General features: G+C 68.8%; 18 protein-coding genes. 9 read left to right on the top strand and 9 right to left on the bottom strand.

Going from position 1 to position 23341, the window contains the following annotated elements; genetic code table 11:
- Positions 1-24 precede the first annotated feature (24 nt).
- Genes recC through recD form a run of 3 tightly spaced genes read left to right on the top strand, consistent with a single transcriptional unit; the run spans position 25 to position 8746 of the window.
- Positions 25-3507 (top strand): exodeoxyribonuclease V subunit gamma, encoded by a 3483-nt coding sequence (gene recC, locus KTR9_RS14370; protein ID WP_014926971.1) that lies wholly within the window; start codon positions 25-27, stop codon positions 3505-3507.
- The gene (locus tag KTR9_RS14365; protein WP_014926970.1) at positions 3504-6884 is read left to right on the top strand and encodes a UvrD-helicase domain-containing protein; all 3381 of its coding nucleotides are present in this window, start codon (positions 3504-3506) and stop codon (positions 6882-6884) included. Before recC ends, KTR9_RS14365 begins: the two co-directional genes overlap by 4 nt.
- The gene (gene recD / locus KTR9_RS14360; protein ID WP_014926969.1) at positions 6884-8746 is read left to right on the top strand and encodes an exodeoxyribonuclease V subunit alpha; all 1863 of its coding nucleotides are present in this window, start codon (positions 6884-6886) and stop codon (positions 8744-8746) included. The genes KTR9_RS14365 and recD overlap by 1 nt, the downstream gene beginning before the upstream one ends.
- 103 nt (positions 8747-8849) lie before the next feature.
- On the opposite strand, the gene KTR9_RS14355 is transcribed toward recD, so the two are convergent.
- A complete protein-coding gene (locus KTR9_RS14355) occupies positions 8850-9605 on the bottom strand; it encodes a PIG-L family deacetylase (RefSeq protein ID WP_010842454.1) in 756 nt (251 codons plus the stop codon).
- A gap of 174 nt (positions 9606-9779) precedes the next feature.
- Here KTR9_RS14355 and htpG point away from each other — a divergent pair, with 174 nt between their 5' ends.
- Positions 9780-11783, top strand: a complete 2004-nt coding sequence (gene htpG / locus KTR9_RS14350) for a molecular chaperone HtpG (protein ID WP_010842455.1) — start codon at positions 9780-9782, stop codon at positions 11781-11783.
- A 31-nt stretch (positions 11784-11814) separates the two neighbouring features.
- Positions 11815-12810, top strand: coding sequence for a hypothetical protein (locus KTR9_RS14345; protein WP_044506758.1), 996 nt, complete (start codon positions 11815-11817; stop codon positions 12808-12810).
- 6 nt (positions 12811-12816) lie between these two features.
- Here KTR9_RS14345 and KTR9_RS14340 read toward each other — a convergent pair whose 3' ends face one another.
- Positions 12817-13287 carry a nitroreductase family deazaflavin-dependent oxidoreductase gene (locus tag KTR9_RS14340; RefSeq protein ID WP_044506756.1) on the bottom strand — a complete coding sequence of 157 codons (471 nt, stop codon included), beginning with the start codon at positions 13285-13287 and terminating at the stop codon, positions 12817-12819.
- The gene (locus KTR9_RS28130) at positions 13284-13415 is read right to left on the bottom strand and encodes a hypothetical protein (RefSeq protein ID WP_274518045.1); all 132 of its coding nucleotides are present in this window, start codon (positions 13413-13415) and stop codon (positions 13284-13286) included. Before KTR9_RS28130 ends, KTR9_RS14340 begins: the two co-directional genes overlap by 4 nt.
- 18 nt (positions 13416-13433) lie before the next feature.
- On the opposite strand from KTR9_RS28130, the gene KTR9_RS14335 reads away from it, so the two are divergent.
- The gene (locus KTR9_RS14335) at positions 13434-14393 is read left to right on the top strand and encodes an N-acetylglucosamine kinase (protein ID WP_014926965.1); all 960 of its coding nucleotides are present in this window, start codon (positions 13434-13436) and stop codon (positions 14391-14393) included.
- A gap of 9 nt (positions 14394-14402) precedes the next feature.
- On the opposite strand, the gene KTR9_RS14330 is transcribed toward KTR9_RS14335, so the two are convergent.
- Positions 14403-15245, bottom strand: coding sequence for a crotonase/enoyl-CoA hydratase family protein (locus KTR9_RS14330; RefSeq protein WP_014926964.1), 843 nt, complete (start codon positions 15243-15245; stop codon positions 14403-14405).
- A gap of 121 nt (positions 15246-15366) precedes the next feature.
- Between KTR9_RS14330 and KTR9_RS14325 the strand changes: the two genes are divergently transcribed.
- A complete protein-coding gene (locus KTR9_RS14325; RefSeq protein WP_014926963.1) occupies positions 15367-16026 on the top strand; it encodes a PaaI family thioesterase in 660 nt (219 codons plus the stop codon).
- A gap of 41 nt (positions 16027-16067) precedes the next feature.
- On the opposite strand, the gene KTR9_RS14320 is transcribed toward KTR9_RS14325, so the two are convergent.
- The 5 genes from KTR9_RS14320 to KTR9_RS14300 form a co-directional block, all read right to left on the bottom strand.
- Positions 16068-16622 carry a dihydrofolate reductase family protein gene (locus KTR9_RS14320; RefSeq protein WP_014926962.1) on the bottom strand — a complete coding sequence of 185 codons (555 nt, stop codon included), beginning with the start codon at positions 16620-16622 and terminating at the stop codon, positions 16068-16070.
- Complete coding sequence (locus tag KTR9_RS14315) at positions 16622-17566, bottom strand: helix-turn-helix transcriptional regulator (RefSeq protein WP_014926961.1); 945 nt, start codon at positions 17564-17566, stop codon at positions 16622-16624. Before KTR9_RS14315 ends, KTR9_RS14320 begins: the two co-directional genes overlap by 1 nt.
- 71 nt (positions 17567-17637) lie before the next feature.
- Positions 17638-19389, bottom strand: a complete 1752-nt coding sequence (locus KTR9_RS14310; protein WP_014926960.1) for an alpha/beta hydrolase — start codon at positions 19387-19389, stop codon at positions 17638-17640.
- A gap of 103 nt (positions 19390-19492) precedes the next feature.
- Complete coding sequence (locus tag KTR9_RS14305; RefSeq protein ID WP_014926959.1) at positions 19493-20305, bottom strand: ABC transporter permease; 813 nt, start codon at positions 20303-20305, stop codon at positions 19493-19495.
- On the bottom strand, positions 20302-21225 hold the full coding sequence (locus tag KTR9_RS14300; protein WP_014926958.1) for an ABC transporter ATP-binding protein: 924 nt from the start codon (positions 21223-21225) through the stop codon (positions 20302-20304). The genes KTR9_RS14305 and KTR9_RS14300 overlap by 4 nt, the downstream gene beginning before the upstream one ends.
- A 150-nt stretch (positions 21226-21375) precedes the next feature.
- On the opposite strand from KTR9_RS14300, the gene KTR9_RS14295 reads away from it, so the two are divergent.
- Together KTR9_RS14295 and KTR9_RS14290 are read left to right on the top strand one after the other, a co-directional pair.
- Entirely contained in the window at positions 21376-22509 is a 1134-nt protein-coding gene (locus KTR9_RS14295) for a sensor histidine kinase (protein WP_014926957.1), read from the top strand.
- Positions 22506-23156, top strand: a complete 651-nt coding sequence (locus KTR9_RS14290) for a response regulator (RefSeq protein WP_014926956.1) — start codon at positions 22506-22508, stop codon at positions 23154-23156. The genes KTR9_RS14295 and KTR9_RS14290 overlap by 4 nt, the downstream gene beginning before the upstream one ends.
- Positions 23157-23341 lie beyond the last annotated feature (185 nt).

Raw genomic sequence — 23341 nt, 5'->3', positions numbered from 1 at the left:
GCGCCCGACGGGCACACCCTTCCGATGCTGATCCTCCACCGCGCCGAACGCACCGACACGCTGGCCGACGCCCTGGCCGACGTCCTGACGCATCCGCTGGACGATCCGATGCGTCCGGAGATCGTGTCGGTCCCCGCCGCCGGGGTCGAGCGGTGGCTCGCCCAGCATCTGGCACGGCGGTTGGGGACCGGTGCCGGCGGCGACGGTATCGCCGCCAACATCGACTTCACCGGGCCGTCCCGTCTGGCGGACGCGATCGGCGCCGCGGTGCTCGGCGGAACCCGTCTGCACACCGCCGCCTCGCTCACGGCGCCGGACGACCCGTGGCGCGCGACCGAGCTGACGTGGCCGGTGCTGCGCGTCCTCGACGACCGGATCGACGATCCCGCTCTGGACGTCATCGCGCGGCACATCGGAGCCGGCGATGCCTCCTCGCCCCGGATCGGACGCCGCTACGCCACCGCGCGGCATGTGGCCGAACTGTTCGACCGGTACGGGCGGTCGCGGCCGTCCCTGATCGCCGACTGGGCCGCCGGTGACGACCTCGACGGCGCCGGTCGACCACTGCGGGATGACCTCGCCTGGCAGCCCGCGTTCTGGCGTGCGGTCCGCGAGGAGATCGGCCGACCGCATCCCGCGGAGGATCTCGCCGCCGTCTGCGATCGCCTCCGCGCCGACCCCGCGGCCGGCGGGTTGCCGGAACGACTGTCGGTGTTCGGGCCGACGCGGATCACCGAGTCGTTCCGTCAGATCGCTGCCGCCGCGGCCGTCCACCATGATGTCCACCTGTTCGTTCCGCATCCGAGTCCGCGCCTGTGGGACGAACTCGGAGCCCTGGTCGACCGCGATGCCCTCGAGGGGGTTCCGCCGAGGCGCGGGGAACGCGAGCTCCCCGAACTGCGAAACCCGTTGCTGGCCGGCCTCTCCCGGGATCTGCAGGAACTGCAGTTGCGGCTCGCCCCGATCGTGGATCGGGACGTCCACCATCCGCCGCGGCAGCCGGTGGTCGCGGATTCGGCGCTACACGCGGTCCAGTCGGGGATCCGCGATGACCTCGATCCTGCGCCCGACGTCACCGACTCCTCCGGTGATTCCGGCCCCGTCGGCATCGCGCACGGTGGCCTCGCATCGTCGTCGGCGGTCGCGGACCGGTCGGTCGAGGTGCACGCCTGTCACGGACCCGAGCGCCAGATCGAGGTGCTGCGGGATCGGTTGTTGCATCTGTTCGCCGACGATCCCGAGCTGCAGCCGCGCGACGTCCTCATCATGTGTCCCGATGTCGAGACCTTCGCGCCCCTGATCCGTGGTGCGTTCGGTCAGGCGGGACTGCCGCATCCGGCCTTCGACCTCCGAGTTCGGCTGGCCGACCGCGGAATCCGTCACGTCAACCCGATCCTCGACGTGATCGTCGGGGTCGTCGAGCTGGCCGCGGGACGCGTGACCGCCGGTGATGTCGTCGACCTCCTCGGGGCCCCGCCGGTACGAACACGGTTCGCGATGACCGACGACGACCTCGACCTCATCCGGGAATGGTTGGCGCACAGCAATGTCCGCTGGGGTCTGGGCGTCGCCGAACGGGCCCGGTACGGTCTCGAACGCTTCCGGCAGGGCACCTTCGATGCCGGCCTGGATCGCATCTCCCTCGGCGTCGTCGCCGAGGAGTCCGACGATGAATGGCTCGGCACCGCACTCCCGCTGGCCGGCGTCGAGAGCACCGGGATCGACCTCGTCGGCCGGTTCGACGAGTTCCTGTCCCGCCTCGGACGGGTGCTGGCCGAACTGCGGGAAGCCGCGCCCGCGCACCGCTGGGCGGAGACGCTCATCGATGCCGTCTCGTCTCTCACGGCGACCGAGCCCGTCGACGATTGGCAACGCGCGCAGGCCATCCGGATGCTGAGTGAGGCCTTCGGCGACACCCGGCCGGTCGAGCCGGAGGAGGTACTGCGCCTGGCAGACGTGCGGGACCTGTTGGCGGCTCTGGTCGCGGGCCGGCCGACGCGCTCGAACTTCCGCACCGGAGAACTCACCGTCTGCACGATGGTGCCCATGCGCTCGGTGCCGCATCGGGTGATCGTGCTCCTCGGTGTGGACGCGGAGGTCTTCCCGCGTGTGCAGCGCATCGACGGAGACGACGTCCTCGGCGTCGATCCGCTGGTGGGGGAGCGTAACCCGCGGGACGAGGACCGGCAGTGTTTCCTCGACGCGATCTGCGCGGCGCAGGACGCACTCCTGGTTTTCTACAGCGGTGCCGATCCGGTGTCGGGCCGGCGGATCCCGCCCGCCGTGGTCGTCAGCGAACTCACGGACACCCTCACCGGCCTGACCGGCACCAGCGTTCTCCGTCGGCACTCTCTGCACGGGTTCGATGCGCGGAACTTCACTCCCGGTGGGGTGCCGGGCATTCCGGGACCGTTCAGCCACGATGCGTCGATGCTCGCCGGCGCCGAGGCGTTGCGCGAGCCGTCGCAGCGTCCGGTGGTTGCCGCACACGAGGTACTGCCCGCGCCGGAACGCACCTTCGACACCGAGGACATCGACCTCGCGACGCTCATCGATTTCCACGTGGATCCGATCGTCGCGTTCGTCCGGCAGAGACTCGGTGCCCGCATTCCCGACGACGACCGGCCGCACGACGACCAGCTCGACGTCGAACTGGAACCGCTGGACAAGTGGGGAATCGGCGATCGGTTCCTGTCCCGGATGCTGACCGGGGTGTCGATCGCGGACTGCGAAGCGGCCGAACTCCGGCGCGGCACCCTGCCGCCGTTCGCGTTCGGTACCCGCGAGCTCCGCGCGATCTCGCGGGCGGTGACCCGCTTGCACGGCGTCGTCGAGCCGTTGCGGTCGGGGACTCCCAGAACCCTCGACGTCCTGGTCCGCCTGCCCGACGGACGCCGGGTGCATGGCACGGTCGGCGACGTGTTCGGCGACACCGGACCGGCCGCGGTGGTACGGGCGACCTATTCCAAACTCAAGGCCAAACAGCAACTCAGTGGCTGGATCACGCTCCTCGCGGTCGCCGCCGCGGCGACTCAGGGCAACCCCGAAGCCCGACCGGTCGAGTCGGCGGTCCTGGTCGGGCGTGCCGCACGGGGCGGTGGGACCAGCACCGTCAGGCTCCGGCGTCCCGAGGATCCGGTCTCGCTGCTCCACGACCTCGTCCGACTGCGCGACGAGGGTCTGCGTCGCCCGCTGCCGCTGCCGTTGGAACCGGCGTGCACTTTCGTCGAGAACGACGGTCCCGGCCGGCGGAGCACCTTCTCGCTGGCCAATGCCCGCAGGACCTTCGACGACAAGTTCGGTCCCGCCAACGACCCCTACGTGAAGCTGGCCTTCGGTGGAGACGTACTGGCCGATGTCGAGTTCGACGACCTCCTCGACGACCCTGCACCCGAGCAACGAACCATCGGCGGTGTCGAGTTGGCCATGACCGAGGGAGAACCGCTGTTCGCCGGACTGGCTCGAACCGTGTGGGTGCCGCTCAACCAGCACCGGGAGGGCACATGAGACGCCCGGCCACCTTCGACATCACCGCCGACCTGCCGGACCACACCACGGTTCTGGAGGCGAGCGCGGGCACCGGGAAGACCTACGCGATCGTCGGTCTCGCCGCCCGGCACATCGCCGAGGGGGTTCCCATCTCGGAGATGCTGCTCGTGACGTTCAGTCGGGCCGCGACCGCCGAACTGCGCGAACGCATGCGAGACCGCGTGCGGGAGTTGCTCGACGGGCTCGGCCGGACCGGTCCGGTGCCCGACCACGACGCGTTGCTGCAGATGCTGGCGCAGGGATCTCCGGCCGAGGTGGCCGCGCGCCGCCACAATCTGGCCCGCGCCCTGAGCGACTTCGACGCGTCGACGATCGCGACCACCCACACGTTCTGCAACCGCATGCTGGAAGCGCTCGGCTTTCTCGGTGAGCGTGAACTGGTCTACTCGATCGTCGAAGAGGTCGACGAGCTCACCGAAGAGGTGGCTCTGGACCTGTATCTGCGAGGCTTCTGGGCCAGTGACGCACCGGAGTTCGACTTCGCCGAGGCCCGCGCCATCGCCCGCGACGCGGTGCGTCAGGCGTCGGTTGCCCTGGCGCCGGACGAGTCCGGGTCGACCGATGGGCCCGGGGCTGACGCCGTCGCCGCCCGCCGGGTGAGTTTCGCGTCCGCGGTCCGCCGCATCGTCGAGACCCGGAAACGCGATGCGCGCGTACGCACCTACGACGACCTGCAGGCCATCCTGCACCGGATCGTGACCGACCCGGTGGTCGGCGAGCGTGCGTGCCGCCGAATCCGCGACACCTTCACCGTCGTCCTGGTCGACGAGTTCCAGGACACCGATCCGCTGCAATGGGAGATCGTGCGCCGCTGTTTCCACGGCCACCGCCGCCTCATCCTCGTCGGCGATCCCAAACAGTCGATCTACGGATTCCGCGGTGCCGAGGTCCTCAGCTACCTCGCCGCGGTGTCCTCCGCCGACACCCTCCAGGCGCTCGACGTGAATCGCCGATCCGATGGGGCCCTGGTCGACGCCCTCGGTCATCTGTATGGCCAAGCCGCGCTGGGACATCCGGGCATCGTCGTGCATCCCGTCTCCGCTGCGCACGCGGGGAGCCGTCTGGACGACCGGCCACCGTTGCGGATCCGTGCGTTCCTGCGCAACGACTTCTCCACCCGCAATTCCTACAACCTGCCCTCGGTGAAGGACGTCCGCGCCCGGATCGCGGTCGACGTCGCCGACGACATCGCGCACACCTTGGCCCAGAGGGCTCGGCTCGAGGTCGACGGAGTCTCTCGCCTGGTCGACCCGGGCGACATCGCGATCCTCGTGCGGCTCAACAGCACCATCGAGCCGTTGCAGCGCGAACTGGCCGCGCGCGGCATCAACTCGGTCATCGGCTCGGGGGTCAACGTGTTCTCGACGACCGCGGCCCAGCACTGGTTGTGGGTGATGCGCGCCATCGAACAGCCCTCCCGCGCCGACCGGGTGCGGCTGGCCGCACTCACGACACTCCTCGGTTGGTCGACCGAGCAGGTGGCGACCGCGGGCGAACCCGCGATCGCCGAGCTCGGTGCGGAGATGTCTTCGCTTGCACGAGTGTTCGTCCAAGGCGGGTTTGCCGCGATGGCGCAGCGGCTCCTCGACGCGCATGGGGTCGCGGCTCGGGTGCTGGCCACCGAGAACGGGGAACGCATCCTCACCGATCTCCTGCAGGTGTCCGCGCTGTGCAGCAAGCACGTCGTGGAGACCTCGGCGGGACTCAGCGCCCTCGTGGAGTGGCTGGCCGAGCGGATCGCGGACACGTCCGCGCGGCAACGGTACGAGGATCAGAGCCGCCGTCTCGACCGTGACACCCAGGCAGTCCAGATCATGACCGTGCACGCCAGCAAGGGCCTGCAGTTCCCGATCGTCTACGTTCCCTACGGCTGGGACGGGACGTGGATCGGCGACCGCGGCAACATCACCTACCACGACGAATCGGGTACGCGGCGTCTCGATGTCGGCGGTGGGCAGGCCCCCGGACGCGCGGCCCGGCGCAAACGCTATGCGGAAGAGACCGCCGGTGAGGATCTCCGATTGCTCTACGTGGCCCTGACGCGGGCGCAGTCGCAGGTCGTCGCGTGGTGGGCGCCGTCGATGAACACCACGAGCGGGCCGCTGCACCGCCTGATCTTCGGCCGCGGCACCGCGACGCGGATCCCTTCCGAGACCGGCGAATCGGTGTGGTCCGTCGCCTCCGATGTGCCCATTCCGGACGACGACCCCACCTGCGTGAGCGAGCTTCGCGCCCTGGCCGAACGCGACGCGGCGATCTCCATCGAGCCCGCCGGCCGGATCGAGGCAGCCGCGGTGGCGGCCCCGCCGCGGTCCGAGGGGGAGGCCGCAACCCTCGGGGTGGCACGGTTTCGGCGTGGCATCGATCAGGAATGGCGTCGGACGTCGTACTCGGCCATCGTCGCCGACGTCGCGCACAGCGCACCCGGTGCGCCCGCCGGCCCGGTCGTCACCACCGGCAGCGAACCGACCGAGGACATCCTGACCGACGAGCCGGTCGGCGATCCGACCGAGGTCGACGAGACGAAGCCGGACGCCGACCGGGCCGGAACGCCGTCGCTGATGAACGGGCTGCCCTACGGTGCGGCGTTCGGAACCCTGGTGCACGAGGTCCTCGAGTACGTCGACACCTCGGCGCCCGACATCAACGCCCATGTGCGCGAGCTCTGTTCACGCGCCCTGGGGGTCCTGCCGGCCGACATCGACGCCGATGTGCTGGTCACCGCACTGGCGGGCGTTCTCAGAACCCCACTCGGATTCGGCGACCTCTGGGGTGTCGAACCGGGCGATCGGCTCGCCGAGCTCGACTTCGAGCTCCCGCTGGGACCGGCCGACCGCACATCCGGCGGCGGTGGGGCGACCCCGGGGCGGTTCGCCGAGCTTCTGGACCGGTATCTGCCCGGCGGGGACCCGCTGCGGGACTACGCCGATCACCTGCGCGAACTCCCCGCCCGAGAACTCCGCGGGTTCCTGACGGGCAGCATCGACTCGGTGCTGCGCACCCCGGACGGGCGTTACGTCGTCGTCGACTACAAGACCAACCGGATCCGTCCGGGCGACCTCCTCGTCGAGGATTTCGACACCGAAGCGATGGCGGGCGAGATGATCGCGGCCCACTACCCACTGCAGGCGATGCTGTATTCCGTTGCGCTGCACAGATATCTGCGTTGGCGCGTACAGGATTACGATCCGGTCCGGCATCTCGGTCCGGTGCAGTACCACTTCGTACGCGGAATGGCCGGTCCGGATACTCCGCCCGGTTGCGGCGTGTTCGAGTGGGACCTGCCCGCAGAGCTGATCATCGCGCTGTCCGACGCGCTGGCGGGAGCATCCTGATGTCCAGTTCCGATGTGCAGGTGACTGAGTGGGCCACCGGTGTGCTCGCCGAGTGGAACGAGGCCGGTGTGCTGGCCGCGGCAGACGTGCACATCACCGATCGGCTCGTGGCGATGTGCGCCGAACCGGTCTCCGAGACCGCGCGCCTCGGCGCCGCGCTCGCCGTACGTGCGGTGCGGCTGGGTTCGACGTGCCTGGCGCTGGACCGGTTGGGTGACCTGGCCGGCGAGACCAGCCCGGCTCTCACGGTTCCGTCGTCGGATGCGATGCTCCACGCGTTGCTGGAGAGTCCGCTCGTGGCCGGCAGCGAGGCGGGTCCGTTGCGTCCGTTGGTCGTACGGCGGTCCGTCGACGGGCCGCTGGTCTATCTCCAGAAGTACTTCCGGCAGGAGCAGACGATCCGGGACACGCTGGCCCGCCGCGCACAGACGTCACCGGCCGTCGACGCCGACGCCCTGCGCGCCGCGATCGCCGCCGTGTACACCTCGCCGGAGGACGGCCGGCTGCAGAAGCTCGCCGCCGCGGTCGCCGCGACCCGATGGACGACCGTCCTGGCGGGCGGTCCGGGCACCGGCAAGACCTACACCGTCGCACGCATTCTCGCCGTACTCGACGCGCTGCAGGGCCCCGGCCTCCGGATCGGACTGTGTGCGCCCACCGGCCGGGCGGCCGCCCAGCTGCAGGCCTCGGTGGAGGCGGAGTCGACGGTGCCGGTCACGGCGCACGCCATCACCCTGCACTCGCTGCTCGGCTGGCGCCCGGGAGCCAACCCGAGGTATGGCCGCGGGCGTACATTGCCGCACGATGTGATCGTCGTCGACGAGACATCCATGCTGTCGATGACCGCGATGAGCCGGCTGCTCGACGCGGTCCGGCCCGACGCGCGCGTGATCTTCGTCGGTGACCCGCATCAGCTCGCGTCGGTCGAGGCGGGTGCGGTGCTGGCCGATCTCGTCGAACGGACCGATGTCATCGGGGTGCAGGCGGACTCGGACGCTGGGGTGAGGGCGTCGCAGGCCGCGCTGGAAGCGGTGGGTCCGGCCGGCGAAGACCTGGACCCGGCCGACACGGATCGCCTCGCCGACGGCGTCATCACCCTGCGTCGGCAGTTCCGGTTCGGCGGTGGCATCTCGCGGGTGGCCGCCGCCGTGAATTCCGGCGACGCCGACGAGGTGGTGAGACTCGTGACCGCGGACGACGTTCCGAACGTCGAGCTCGTGTCAGCCGATGACCTCGACGACGTGCGTGCTGATGTCGTCGAGTGGGGTATGGCCCTTCGAACGGCTGCCCGCGACGCCGATGCCGAAGCCGCTCTCGATGCCCTCGACACCCATCGCGTGTTGTGCGCGCACCGTGAAGGGTCGTCGGGCGTCCGCGGATGGTCGGCCAGGATCACCGAGTGGCTCGGTACCGCAGGCGCGGAGCACACCGGATGGTATCCGGGACAGCCGATCCTGGTCACCGCCAATGATCGTCAGACGTCGACGTTCAACGGTGACACCGGTGTCGTGATCGCCGACCCCGACGGCCGAATGCAGGGAGCCGACGCCGTCCGGGTCGCCTTCCGGCGGGGCGGATCTGTCCGACTGCTGCACCCGACGCAACTCGCCGACGTGGAGTCGGTCCACGCGATGACGATCCACCGTAGCCAGGGGAGTCAGTTCCGGCAGGTCACGGTGATCCTTCCTCCCCCGGGGTCGGAGTTGCTCACCCGGGAGCTGCTCTACACCGCCATCACTCGAGCCCGCGAGCGCGTGCGGATCGTCGGGACGCCAGAGGTCCTCGCCGCGGCGGTCGATCGACGCGTGCAGCGGGCCAGCGGTCTGCGATCAGCGGTGACACCTTTCGGGGATACGGAGTGATTCCGGCAAACCCACCCCTTTTCCGTAAACCCACCCGGTCCGAGCGCGGTGAGAATCTGGAAAAGGGGTGGGTTTGCGGGCGTGGGGCAACTCGTCGACCGTCCTAGATCAGGTCGCACCCACCGGGGACGAGGTCTCGCCGCTGGTAACACTCGACGCCGAGCAGCTTCTCCTGGACGTCGTCGGGCAACGTCATGAAGCCCGAGATGGCCCGGCTGCGAGGGATCTCCGAACGGTGGGCGGTGACCGCGGCCCGCTTCCGGGCCGCGAGATCCGACACGTCGACGACCACGTCGATCTCGGACTCCGGCGTCCCGGGCAACTGAGCCCGCGGGATGTCCGCGAAGAGGCTCTCCGCGAGGATGTCCATCATCCATTCCGGGATCGTGGCGAAGTACAACGAACGGACCCGCCAGGCCGGCCCGGCGCGGTGATAGAGCTTCGTCGACGCCGCGGCATCCGCGGCCGCGCACGCGAGCCGATGGGCATGGACGTGGTCCGGGTGACCGTAGATGCCCAGCGAGTCGTAGGTGATCACGATGTCGGGTTGCAGGGCACGGATGTGGTGGGTCAGTGCGCGGACCTGTTCGTCGAACGACGCGTCGCACAACCGCTCCGCATCGGGGGCCGACTCCGGTCGCCGGTCGTCGGCATAGCCGAGCATGATCGGCGGTCGTGGCATCCCGAGGATGTTCACCGCGTCGGCGAGTTCGCGGTGCCTGATCGTGCCGTCGGTCCAGGTGCACATGACGAGGTCCGCCTCGCCGCCGGCGTCGGTGTGACGCGCGATCAGGCCGCCGGTCCACAGGGATTCGTCGTCAGGGTGCGCGTGCACCAACAGCAGTCGCGGTGTGCCCATCCACCTGGCTTCCTGATCGTTCCCGGCCGGCACGGATGCCGCCCGGGTTAGTCGGTCCCCGACCCAGGGTAGCCACACCACCGCTCGGTAAAGTCGGTGTCCGTCCCCACGTGTCGCACCGGTGCGACAGATCCCCGCCGCCCGGTGCACGAGAACAGAACATGGAGGTCTGCGATGAGCGCTCAGCCCGAAGTCCACGAGTTCCAGGCCGAGACCCGGCAGCTGCTGGATCTCATGGTGCACTCGATCTACTCGAACAAGGACAGCTTCCTGCGCGAGTTGATCTCGAATGCATCCGACGCGCTGGACAAGCTGCGGCTCGAGTCCCTGCTCGACAAGGACCTCGACGTCGACACCTCCGATCTCCACATCACCCTGGACCCGGACGCGGAGGCACGGACGCTGGTCGTCGCCGACAACGGCATCGGCATGACCCGTGACGAGGTCGTCGGATTGATCGGCACGCTGGCCCGTTCGGGCACGGCGGAACTACGCCGATCGCTCGCGGAGGCACGTGCGAACGGGGTGTCCGACGCGGCTGCCGAGGAACTGATCGGCCAGTTCGGTATCGGCTTCTACTCGACGTTCATGGTCGCCGACAAGGTCACCCTGGTGACCCGCAAGGCGGGGGAGACCACCGGTACCCGCTGGGAGTCGACCGGTGACGGCACGTACACGATCGACGATGTCCCCGACGCGCCGCAGGGCACCTCGGTCACGTTGGCGCTCAAGCCCGTCGACACCGAGGACCACCTCTACGACTATTCGGATCAGACCAAGCTCCGTCAGCTCGTGAAGCGGTACTCGGACTTCATCGCGTGGCCGATCCGGATGGACGTCGAGAAGACGGTCCCGGTGGAGACCCCCGACGCCGACACCGAGGACGCGGGCGAGGCGAAGACGCCGGAGACGACGACGATCGTCGAGCCGGAGACGATCAACTCGATGAAGGCGCTCTGGGCCAAGTCGCGCTCGGAAGTGACCGACGAGGAGTACCAGGAGTTCTACCGGCACGTCTCCCATGCCTGGGATTCGCCGCTGGAGACCATCACGCTGCAGGCCGAGGGCACCTTCGAGTACCAGGCCCTGCTGTTCATCCCGACGCAGCCGCCGTTCGACCTGTTCATGCGGGACAGCAAGGTCGGCATCCATCTCTACGTCAAGCGCGTCTTCATCATGGACGACTGCGCCGAACTGATGCCGGAGTATCTGCGCTTCGTGAAGGGTGTCGTCGACGCGGCCGACCTCTCGCTGAATGTGTCCCGGGAGATCCTGCAGCAGGATCGTCAGATCCGTGCCATCCGTCGCCGTCTGACGAAGAAGGTCATCTCGACGGTCACCGAGATGCGCGCCGGTCGTCCCGAGGACTACCGCACCTTCTGGGATGCCTTCGGCCGGGTGTTCAAGGAAGGGCTCGTCAACGACCCGGACAACCGCGATGCGCTCCTGAAGGCGTCGTCGTTCGCCACCACCCACTCCGAGGATGAGCTGACCACACTCGCCGACTACATCGGCCGGATGAAGAGCGGTCAGGACACGATCTACTACATGACGGGCGAATCGCGTCAGCAGATCGTGAACTCGCCGCACATGGAAGCGTTCCGCGCCAAGGGGATCGAGGTCCTCGTCCTGTCCGATCCCGTCGACGAGATGTGGGTTTCGGCGGGCGCGGAGTTCGACGGCAAGACGTTCCAGTCGATCGCCAAGGGTGCTGTCGACCTCGAGGGTGACGACGAGGACACCGACGACTCCGCCAAGGAAGAGCAGAACAAGACCTACGCGGATCTGTTGGAGTGGCTCACGAGCACCCTCTCCGACGATGTCAGCGAGACGCGGCTCTCCTCGCGCCTGACCGAATCGCCGGCATGCCTCGTCGGTGACACGTTCTCGATGTCACCGCAGCTGGAGAAGCTGTACCGGGCGTCGGGGCAGGAGTTCCCCAAGTCCAAGCGGGCCCTCGAACTCAACCCCGATCACCCACTCGTCGCCGCTCTGAACAAGGCCTACGGAGCCGGTGATCACGAGCAGCTCGTGCCGACGGCGAAGCTGCTGTACGGCATGGCCGTCATCGCCGAGGGCGGCGAGCTCGACGACCCGGCCGAGTTCGCGAAGATCCTCGCCGGCCGCCTCACCGAGGCGTTCACCGGGAACGGGTCGGCGGCCGGTTCGGAGTCCTGATCGCTCCAGCCGGACCACGGACAGGCCGCCGGTGAGCCGCCGGAGACGGATCATCGTCTTCGGCGGCGTGGCGGTTGTCCTGACGATGGTGCTGGTAGCCGCGCTCGTCGTCGGTCTGGCCCGCGAAGACGAGCGGGCGGCCACCCCGGCCGACGCCGTCCGCACCTATCTCGATGCACTTGCCGACGCCGACGCCGACGCCGCTCTGGGCGTGATCGACCCGCGTCCCGATGCGCGGTTCCTGACCGACAACGTCCTGCGCGCACAACGCGCTGCCGCACCTCTCGGCGACATCGAGGTGCAGCCTGCGGCCGACGGCGAACCGGAGGCGAAGGTCCGGGCGCGGTACCGAATGGGGACGCGGGTGGTCGACACCGAGATCCGGACCACGCGGGTCGCCGACGGGTGGGCGGTCGTCGACGGCGCGGTCGCGGTTCGGATCGTCTCGCTGGCGGTCGTGCAACCGACGCTCTTCGGTGCGGAGGTCGAGGAGGGCGACACGGTCCATCTGTTCCCCGGACCGCAGCGCTGGGGCTCCCGCGACACCGATTTCGTCGCGCGCGCGTCGGATGACGATCACCCGACCACGCCGCGAGCACCCATGACGGTGCGGGTCGTCGGCGAGCTGAGTGCCGCCGGCACCGGGGCCGTCAGCGACGCGGTGTCGGCCCACCTGACCGCGTGTGCGGCGTCGAGCCGCGCCGATGCGGGCCGGCAGGTCGAGGGCTGCACCCAACGGCTGTATCGCTCCGCGGTCGACGGCAGTGTGCGGTGGACCGCGCCGAGGGACTTGTCCGGTCTGCGATATCTGCTCCGCGATCCGGGTTCGGATGCACCGGGGGACAGGGGCATTCGGAGCGGATCCGGTCTGGGGGTCGTCGATGTGGTCGGACCCGTGCGCTGGCGGGTGTCCTACACCCCCGACTACGACGCCGACGGGCCGCGGGTCGAGACGGTCGACGAGCAGTATCTCGTGGGCCATGTCGATCTCACCGACAGCCGACCGGAGTTCGTCACCGACGGCTGATCGGCATCAGGTCAGTGGCCGCAGCCGGAACACCGGGATACGGCGGTCGGTGCGTTGCTCGTACAGATCGAAGTTGGGCCAGACCGTGCGCAGTGTCTGCCAAGCCGCGTCCCGGTCGGCCTCGAACAGTTCGGTGGGCACGGCTGCGGACACCTCGCCGTGGACGACGATCTCGATCTCGTCGGCAGCACGGACATTGAACACCCATGCCGGCATCTTCGGGCCGCCGAAGTACGACCCCGCGATCAGCCAGTCCGACCCGTCCGGGGCGGCGAGGAGCTGCGTCGTCCGGATCGCGCCGCTCTTGCGTCCCGGAACCCGGATCGTGATGTTCGGCAGGTCACCGATGTCGAGCAAGCTGAGCCGGTTGCCCGACACGGATTGGATCACGCTGTCGCACTTGACGATCTGCGGGAGAAACCGAGGCATCCAGGAGATCGAACCGATCTTCACCGCGAGTCCGCGCCGCACACTCATGCGCCCAGTGTGTCATGTGCGTCCGGCCTCGGCGTCGACTCCCCGCACATCCCGCCGACGCCGTCGAGGTGCTCTCGGCGGTCGACGATGCCGTCGATATGCGCGACCCTCTCGGGGCCGGCGATCACCCGGGTAGCGTGCGATCCATGCTCACCGGTGACAGCGCGACGCGCATCCTGATCGACGGCGGCCAGACCGGTACCCGCGTCCGCATCGAGACGGCCGGCGGTGCCGCTGACCACGAGGCACCGCCGATCCGTACCGACAGGCCGGTCGTGGAGCAGATCGCCACGACGGTGCGGGACATCCTCGACGCGGGGGCCGGCCAGCCGGCGGCTGATGAGTCGGTCGGCCGGTCGGTGATCGCGGCCGGGGTGTCCGGCCTGACCCCCGACGCCTCTCGCCCGGTCGACCTGCTCGAGGCACTTGCCGGCGTCGGCGTCGTTTCCGTTGCGCTCGCCCATGATTCGGTGACCGCCTATCTGGCCGCCAATAGCGACGAGTTCGGTGCGGTCACCGCGGTGGGGACGGGCGTGGTCACACTCGGCGTCGGCCGCGGCGGGGTGTGCCGCGTCGACGGCTGGGGTCACCTGTTCGGCGACGCAGGCAGTGCGTACTGGATCGGGCGCTCGGGGATCGCGGCAGCCCTCCGCGCCTTCGACGGCCGGGGACCCGACACGGCGCTGCGCATGGCCGCGGAGGAGGAGTTCGGTCCGCTGCCCGAGTTGTACATGGTGGTGCAGGCCGACCCCGACCGGGTCGCGCGCGTCGCCGGCTTCGCGCGGACGGTCGACGCCGCGTCGGAGGACCGGGATGCGGTGGCACAGCGGATCATCGACGATGCGGCCGACGAACTGGCCACCGCGGCGGTCACCGCCCTGGACCGCAGCGGCCACGGCACCGACGACCCCGCACGCGTGAGTTGGGTGGGAGGCGTGATGTCGGCAAGTGACCGACTCCGAAACCGATTCGTGGACAGCGTGTCTCGCCGAGCCTCAGGCGTGACGGTCGCACCGCCGCACGGTAGGCCGTTCGACGGCGTGCGACTCCTGGCCGATCTCGACAACACGCACCCGCTGTCCGGGGAGGTGTACCGCGCGTGGTGAACCGCCGGCTCAGCGCCCCTTGAACTCGGGTTTGCGCTTCTCGAAGACGGCGGTGATGGCCTCGGAGAGGTCCTCACTGGGCAGGAACGCCGAGTTCCACGCCGCGACGTAGCGGAGGCTGTCGTGGACGGCGGCGCTGCGCGAATGGTCGAGCACGGACTTGATGCCGTGGACGACCAGCGGCGGGTTGTCCGCGATCTCGCGAGCGGTCGTCCGGGCGCGTTCGAGGACGGCGTCCTGATCGTCGGCGACGTCGTTGACGAGACCGATCTTCTCGGCACGAGCGGCGTCGATGTCCTTGCCGGTCAGCGCCAGCTCGCGCAGGTGGCCGTCGCCGATGATGAACGGCAGCCGTGCGAGCGTGCCCACGTCGGCGACCATGCCGACCTTGACCTCGCGCACACTGAACTTGGCGTCGGCGCTCGCGTAGCGCACGTCAGCTGCGCAGATCAGGTCGACCCCACCGCCGATGCACCAGCCGGACACTGCCGCGACCACGGGCTTGCGACAGTCGGCGACCGCGGTGATCCCGGCCTGCAGCTTCCGCAGCGAGTCGAGGAACTCGGTGCGCGGCGCCGCCTTCGCGTCCCCGGCGAGAACACCGGACAGTGTCCCGCCCATCGCGACGAGGTCGAGACCGTAGGAGAAGTTCTTCCCCGACCCCGTCAGCACCACCGCGCGCACTGCGGGATCGGTGTCGAGGTGTCCGAACAACTCGGGGAGTTCCCGCCAGAAGTCCGGTCCCATGGCGTTGCCCTTGCCCGGGCCGGTGAGGGTGACCTCGGCGATGTGGTCGGCGACGGTGACGTCGAACGCGGTCCAGGCGCGATCGTTCCAGGCATGGTCTGTCATGCGAGGGAGCCTACTCGGCGGTCAGGAGTGTCCGAGATCGGATCCGCCGACGATGCGTCGGTTCCGACGGCCGGCCCGGGTTGCGACGACCATCACACATCGAGGGCTGTTAGATGAGTCCATGAGCGGATACATCCAGGAGAACATCGATCCGGAGGAGCTCGCGCACCGGGCCGAACTCGCGTCTGCGATCGCGGGCAGCGTCCGGGACCTGATCGACGCGACCGTACGCACCGAGGTCGGCGATTCCGACATCGAGGAGGCGAGGCGACTCATCGCCGCCGCCGCCGAGATCCTCCGGAAGGATCAGCTGCCGGGTTCGTTCGGCATCCGGTTCAACGCGGATGGCACGAAGCGCTCCTGGGGCAACGCCGTGCTGGGCCGTCGCAACCCGATCGCACCGCCGGTCGAGGTCCGTCACGAAACCGACCACAGCTGGTTCGAGGTCGAACTCGGACCCCAGTACGAGGGCCCGGCGGGACTCGTCCACGGCGGCGTGCTCGCGCTCGTCTTCGACCAACTGCTGGGCTCGACCGCAGTGTTCCAGCGTGTGCCCGGTATGACCGGCACCCTCTCCGTGCGGTATCTGCGTGGGACGCCGCTCGGGCCGATCCGGGGCGAGGCGCGAGTCGATCGGGTGGAGGGGGTGAAGACCTTCGTCACCGGAACGATCTCGGTCGGCGGAGAGGTGACCGCCGAGTCGGAGGGGATCTTCATCCTGCCGCGGTGGGCTCGCGGCGAGGTGCCCGACGTCATGCGGAAGTCGGTCGGCGAGGGCTGAGTTCACGCCCGAGAGTCGGAAACCGGTCAGACCCTGGCCGATCAGACCGGGGCAGAGGCCGACCGCGGTCCGACGGGCGAGTAGCGCGCGCACAGGAATGCGCCGTTGCGTGCGAAGTCCTGCAGCTCGAAGTCGTAGGGGCGAGGGAAGAGTGGACGTCCCGACCCGAGGGTGACCGGCGCGAACGTGACGATGACGTCGTCGAGCATGCCGGCCTCGGCGAACTGCGCGGCCAGGTCTCCGCCGCCCACAATCCAGATGTCCCGCCCGTCGGCTGCCTCGACGAGACGATCGCGAAAGTCTGCGGGGTTCCCGGCCACCACCGTGATGGTGTCCGACACCGGCGTGAGCGCACGGTGGGTGAAGATGAATGTCGGGATCTCGTACGGCCAGGGTTTCCCGTCGGAGACCTCGTGATCGAGAAGCCACTTGTAGGTCGTGGCACCCATGACGGCGCAACCGACCCGGGAGAAGAAGTCGTCGTAGTTCATCGGCCCGCCCTTCTCCAGCGGCTGGCTGAGCAGCCAGTCGAGGTTGTCCCGGTCGTCGGCGAGGAAGCCGTCGAGGGTGGTTGCCGTGTAGTAGCGAAAGGTCATCAGAATCCTCCGGAGTGTTTGCGGTGCCACATGATCGGGTCGGGATCGAGTGCGGGGGCCGTCATGTCGATGCCGGCGTCCTGCAACATCCACCGGGCGACGAGTCGACGGTGTGCGGAGAACGTCAGGACGTGCGCGACGATTTGCGAGAGCAGGAACGACTCGGGTGGATCGCACAGTGCATCGATGACGCGGTCCTGCCATGCGCCCCGGCGATCGATGTCGCGGATCAGGGCCAGCCAGCGCGGTGCGATGTCGCGGTGGAGCTCGATGAGGTCGGTCGGTTCGGTCGGCGCCGCGGGTGGCAGGTCGGCCCCTTCGATCGTCGCCAGCCAGGGGAGCTTGTCGGCGACCAGATGCGAGAGCACCTGAGCGAGATTCTCCTCCGGTCCACTCCAGGACAGCGGTTGGTTTCCGGCCAGGCGCGGTGCCGTCCACGACGCGGCGTCGACACCCTTCGCGGCGTCGAGAATCGCCTCGATGTCGTCGAGGTCATGGCGAACCATGAGCATCACCACGTTGCCCGCATCCTCGGTGGTGGGTGAACCGCTGTCGATGTAAAGCGCGGTGGGAGAGTGGAAGTGGATGCCGTTCGGCGCGGGCAGCCAGTGGCTGTGCTCGCCCACCGCGCCCATCCGGCCGGGACTGTGCCCGAAGGCCCGGCTGAACGCGCGCGCGAATCCGTCCACCGACGAATACCCCGACTCGAAGGCCACGTCGGTCACCGACTGGCCTCGCTGCAACAACCACGCCGCACGTTCGAGGAGGACGCGGCGTCGCAGGGCCACCGGTGCCTCGCCGGCACCGCGCCGCACCTGCCGCGTGAAATGGAACGGTGACGCGTAGGCACCCGACGCCATGTCGTCGAGCGACGTGTTGTCCTCGGACAGCACCGCATCGAGCAGTTGCCGAAGGCGGTCGCGGTCGGCCGGTGAAGTGCTCACCCTCTGAGTATGGAACGGCGGGGACCCGGCGCGCCCGACCGAAATTGCTCCGCTCGACCGGCGGGCGCTTGTCAGTCCCGGGTCAGCAGCGGGATCAGTCTCTCGGTCTTGGCCTCGGTCCAGCCCGGTGGCTGCAGGATCTTGGCCCAGGCCGCGGGGATCGCGGAGAGGTAGTTGTGTCCGTGGCCGTCGGGCACCCCGACCGAGACCGCCATGTCCGCGCTGACCTGGAGGAATGTCACGAACGGAATCCAGCGCATCGCCGACAGCACATCGCGGCCGGGTTCCTCCTGGAGCCAGTCGGGTTCACGCAGGATCAATCGGGGGTTCCACCACGAAATCGGGTCGGAGGCGTGTTGCAGGTACACCGCGCGACCCGACGGAGACACCCACTCGGTGGTCGGCTCGTCGAGGTCCGGAGCGTCGGCGATGAATCGGACCTGCCGACCGTCGTCGAAGGTGGGCAGGACTTCCGGGGTCCCCTCGTCGCGCGACCCGGTCGTGTCCACCCACAGCTTGTTGTTGAAGGTCGGGCCGCTGAACAACGCGCCGTCGGTGCGCGCGCTGAGCGCCGGGATGGTCCCGAACGCCGACTCGGCCGCGAAGGAGCCGAGGCTCTCGCCGAAGACGACCAGTTTCGGGCGCTGGGCCTCGGGAACTTCGCGCACCCGTTCCGAGACCGCTTCGAAGAGTGCCTGCCCCGCCTGACGGGCGCGTTCCTTGTCGACGAGGAACGACAGCCAGCTCGGCAGGTAGGAGTACTGCATGCTGACCGTCGCGGTGTCGCCGTTGTACATGTACTCCAGGGAGTCCACGGTGGCCTGGTTGATCCAGCCGGTTCCGGTGGTGGACGCGACTGCGATGAGCTTGCGCTGCAACCCTCCGGCGCGGACGAGCTCCTCGGCGGCCAGTTCGGCATTGGCCCGCAGGTCCTTGCCCGATCCGAGTCCGACGTAGGCGCGGATCGGTTCGATCGCCGGCGTGCCGTTGAACTCGCTCAACTCGGCCACCGTCGGCGACACCGAGACGAAGATGCGGCCTTGGCGCCCAAGCGAATCCCACGTCACCAGCGAGCCCGGACCACCCGAACGCAGCGGCGTCGTCGGCGGATTCGAATCCGCGGTGGTCTCGTCGTTGACCGCGGCGAAGGACGAGTTCAGCGCGGACATCCCGTAGTTCGCGACCACGCCGTTGAGGACCAGCACCGTGACGATGATCGCGATGGTCGCCGCGGCGAAGGCCGAGATGCGGGGAGGTGCAACACGATTGATCTTTCGTACGAGCCAGGCGACACCGTCGCCCCATGCCTGGCCGATGGTCATCAACAGTGCGAAGACCACGACGGCGATGAGCACGATCTGCGGGTAGGCCGTCCATGACAGCAGATCGACCCCCATCATCGTCCGGATCTGGTCCTGCCATCGCTGGAAGGCGACGAGCATGACCACGGTTCCGGCGATGGCCGCCAGGCCCAGCGCCGCCCAGAGCCGACGCATCGGCGCCGGCCAGGGGTCGTCCCGGGAGATCATGTAGCGGATCAGCCACGAGACACCGACACCGAGGGCGTACCCGACGGCGGCCGAGGCCCCGCTCACGATGCCCTGGAACAGCGGACCGCGGGGTAGGAGCGACGGTGTCACCGACAGCCACAGGAAGACGAGCGCGACCGTCAGCCCTACGCAGGAGTACCGGTGGAGCCGTCGGCGCCACCACGACGGCTTCGGTTCGTCGGCCGGGCCGGATGCCGCCGCGCGCTCCGGGACCGGCGGTTCGTCCGGTTCCGGAGCGGCGGGTGGCTGCGAGGTGGGTGCGGTGGACGACACGTGGGTTCCTCTTTCTCGAGAACCCGGAAACCGTAACACCGATCGTCGGTGTGGGAGCGGCGCTTACGGCGACCGTGACCGTCGTGCCACCGGGCGGCGTCCGTTACTTCACCTCGGACCTCAGGATTCGCAGGACACCGATGCCGAGGGGTAGTCCGATCCAGATGACGGCCGAGACCAGCATCCGCGCCCATTCGCCTCCGGTTGCCCAGTCGGCCTCCTGGAACGGCACGTTCGTCAGTCCGGTGTCGACCCATTGCCCGAGATTGTCCTTGAACCACGGAACCAGCTGGCTCACCACGGTGAGTGCGGTGGGCAGGGCGAAGTACGCGACGATCGCGCCCGGGGTGTTCAGGATCAGGGCGGCGAACCCGAACCCGAGAAGCAACCCGAAGGTTTGCGACACAAACGAGTTGACGAAGCCTGCGAGGGTGAGATCCCAGGAGCCGGCGGGATCGGCGAACGCCAGACCGGCGATCCCGTTGCCGATGACACCGAGCACGAGCGCGACCGCGACCGCCGCGATGGCGGTGAGCAGCGCCGCGACCAGCTTCGCACCGACGATGCGCTGCCGCCGCGGCTCGAGCGTGAACGTCGTCAGCGCGGTGCGCTGGCTCCACTCGCCGGTCACGAGCAGGATCGCCAGGATCGGCAGGATGATGGCCGTGGGGATGTTCATCATCCCGAAGAACTGTCCGAGGTTCAGGTTCTCGGGGGTGTTGCGGTTGGCGATGAGCATCGCGACGACGACGACAGCCGCGATCACGCCGATCGAGGCCGTCAGCCAGAAGCCGGCGCGGGTGTCGACGAGTTTGCGAAGTTCGACTCGGACGAGTCGGGAGAACGGGATTCCGGGGCGGTCGACGTCGATCACGTCGGCCGGCGGCAGCGGTGTGCCGAAGTCGGCGATGGTCATCGGGCTGCTCCTTCGAATGTGGTGTGTTCGCGCTGGGTTTCGGCGGTGAGCTGCAGGAACATCGCTTCGAGCTGAGCTCCGTCAGCAGGACGCAGCTCGGTGAGGACGACGCCGACGGCGGTCGCGACGCGGCCGACGTCGATCGGCTCGGCATCGACATCGAGGCCACCGGAAGCGTTGCGCTGCACCGTGATCCCGGAGGCCGCCAGCGCGTCGCCGAGTGATGCGTCGTCGAGTGACCGGACGCGCGTGCCGGCGCCGGCGAGTAGCTCGTCCTTGGTGCCCTGCGCGACGATCCGGCCGTTGCCGATCACGACGATGTCATCGGCGACGATCTCGATCTCGTGCAGCAGATGCGACGACAGCAGCACCGTCCCGCCGCGATCGGCATATCCGCGCAGCAGGGTTCGCATCCAGTGGATCCCGGCCGGGTCGAGTCCGTTGGCCGGTTCGTCGAGGATGAGGATCTTCGGATCGCCCAGCAGGGCCGCGGCGATGCCGAGCCGCTGGCGCATACCGAGTGAATAGTTGCGGACCCGCCGTCCGGCCTCCTCCGGGGTCAGGCTCACCAGTTCGAGCATCTCGTCGACGCGGTCGCGGCCGATGCCCATGGTCATGGCCGACAGTCGCAGCACCTCCGCGCCGGTTCGGCCGGCATGTTGGGCCGAGGCGTCCAGGAGGATGCCGACCTGTGTCGCCGGATTCGGGATCATCCGGTAGTCGACGCCGTACAGATGTGCCACTCCGGAAGTCGGCGGCGTCAGTCCGGCGATGATCCGCATCGTCGTCGACTTCCCGGCTCCGTTGGGACCGAGGAATCCGGTCACCTGCCCGGGCCGGCAGGTGAAGGACACGTCGTCGACCGCGACGTAGTCGCCGTATCGCTTCGTCAGATTCTTCACAGTGATCATGGCGTCCATCGTGTCCTTCGCAGGTGACGATCACATCGGGCATCCGGACACCGTCGTATCGGCCGAAAGTCGTAGGGGTCGGCACCCATCGGTCGGACGCGATCGACGACGCCGCACGACTACGGTGACGGTGTGCGTCCTGAGCAGTACCAACCCCCGATGGCGTGGACCGGCCGACTGTGGCGGCTCGCGGTGATGCTCTGCATCTCGGTCGGCGCCTTCGCCACGCGCGCGGCGTACCTCTGGGACGAGGCCAGGTGGTGGTTCATCACCGACCTCGCGCTCGGGGTGCTCTCCTACATCGTCATCTGGTGGCGCCGAAGCCATCCCGTACCGGTCACGACCTTCACGAACATCGTGACGATCATGTCGTCGTCGTCGCTCGGACCGGGGATTCTCGCCATGGTGTCCCTGTCCACCCGGCGACGGTGGCGCGAGATCATCCCGCAGGCCGTGCTGTCCGTCGGCGCGGGGATCATCGCCCTCGAGTTCTTCGCCACGCCCACCGAGGCGAGCGATCCGGTCATCGTCCAGTACACGGTCACGGTGGTCGCGACGGCGGCAATGGTTGCGTGGGGTCTCTACATCGGTTCGCGCCGTGAGCTTCTCGCGAGCTGGCGGGCGCGCGCGCTCGCCTCGGAGGCCGAGCAGCAGGCGAAGGTCATGCAGGCACGATCGCTGGAACGGGCACGGATCGCGCGGGAGATGCACGACATCCTCGCTCACCGCATCTCGGCGATGAGTATGTCGGCGGGTGCGCTGGCCTACCGTTCGGACCTGTCCGGCGAGCAGATCCGCGAGACGGCGCAGACCATCCAGGAGACCTCACACCTGGCGCTGACCGAACTGCGGGAGGTGCTCGGGGTTCTGCGCGAAGGCCCCGGTGACGCCACTCCGGAGGAACCGCAAGGTGTTCCGGACCTGTCCGCGCTCATCGAGGAGGCGCGCCGGCTGGGTATGCGGGTGGAGAGCCGCTGCGATATCGACGTGACCTCACTGAGTCCGGCGATCTCGCGGACGTTGTACCGGTGTGTGCAGGAGGCCTTGACCAACGCGCGCCGCCACTCGCCGAGCGCGCCGGTGACCATGCATATCCGCGGCGGTCCGGATCACGGAGTGGATCTGCTCGTCGAGAATCCGCTACCGCTGTCGATGGGTTCGAGTCGTCCCACACCCGGGTTCGGCCTCGTGGGTCTGGCCGAGCGGGTCGAGTTGCACGGCGGCCGACAGTCGGTGACGGTCAGCGAGGACAAGCGCTTCCTGTTGCACGTGTGGCTACCGTGGCAGTCATGACCGCCCGCATCATGATCGTCGACGACGACCCGCTCGTTCGCTCGGGACTCCGGCTTCTCCTCGGCGGCGACTCGGGTCTGGACATCGTCGCCGAGGCGAGCAACGGGCAGGAGGCCCTCGACACCCATGGCGCCGGACCCGTGGACCTCGTCCTGATGGATCTACGGATGCCGATCCTCGACGGGATCGCGGCAACCGGCCGCTTCAAAGCCCTGTCCTCGGCGCCTGCGGTCATCGTCCTCACGACCTTCGACGCCGACGACTACGTGGTCCGCGCACTGGCGATGGGCGCGGACGGGTTCCTTCTGAAGGACACTCCACCCGACGACATCGTCGCCGCCATCCATGACGTGCTCGACGGCCGGCCGGCCCTGAGTCCCTCCGTGACCGCCGCCCTGATCAAGCAGGTCGTGAGCACCGGTGGCCATCGTGCATCTTCTGCGGCGGGGCGCGTCGACCAGCTCACGGCGCGCGAGCGGGACGTGGCCGTCGAACTGGCCCGCGGCGCGTCCAACGCCGAGATCGCCGAACGCCTCTACATGAGTCTCGCCACGGTCAAGGCGCACATCTCGCACATCTTCACCAAGCTCGATGCGAGCAACCGTGTCCAGGTCGCGATCCTCATGCACGACGCCGGGATGGTCTGAGCGCGAAGGCATGCCGAGGTCTCCCCGGCGGTGGAGCGTCAACCTGCCGGTTGACCTCCAACCTGCCGGTTGACGTCCGACCTGCCGGTTGACGTCCGACCTGCCGGTTGACGTCCGACCTGCCGGTTGACCTCTTACCTGCCGGTTGACCTCTTACCTGCCGGTTGACCTCTTACCTGCCGGTT

Origin of the sequence: Gordonia sp. KTR9 (genome assembly GCF_000143885.2) — a bacterium.
Taxonomy (GTDB): Bacteria; Actinomycetota; Actinomycetes; order Mycobacteriales; family Mycobacteriaceae; genus Gordonia.
The sequence above is the reverse complement of the archived record's forward strand: the minus strand, read 5'-3'. Positions and strand labels throughout refer to the sequence as shown.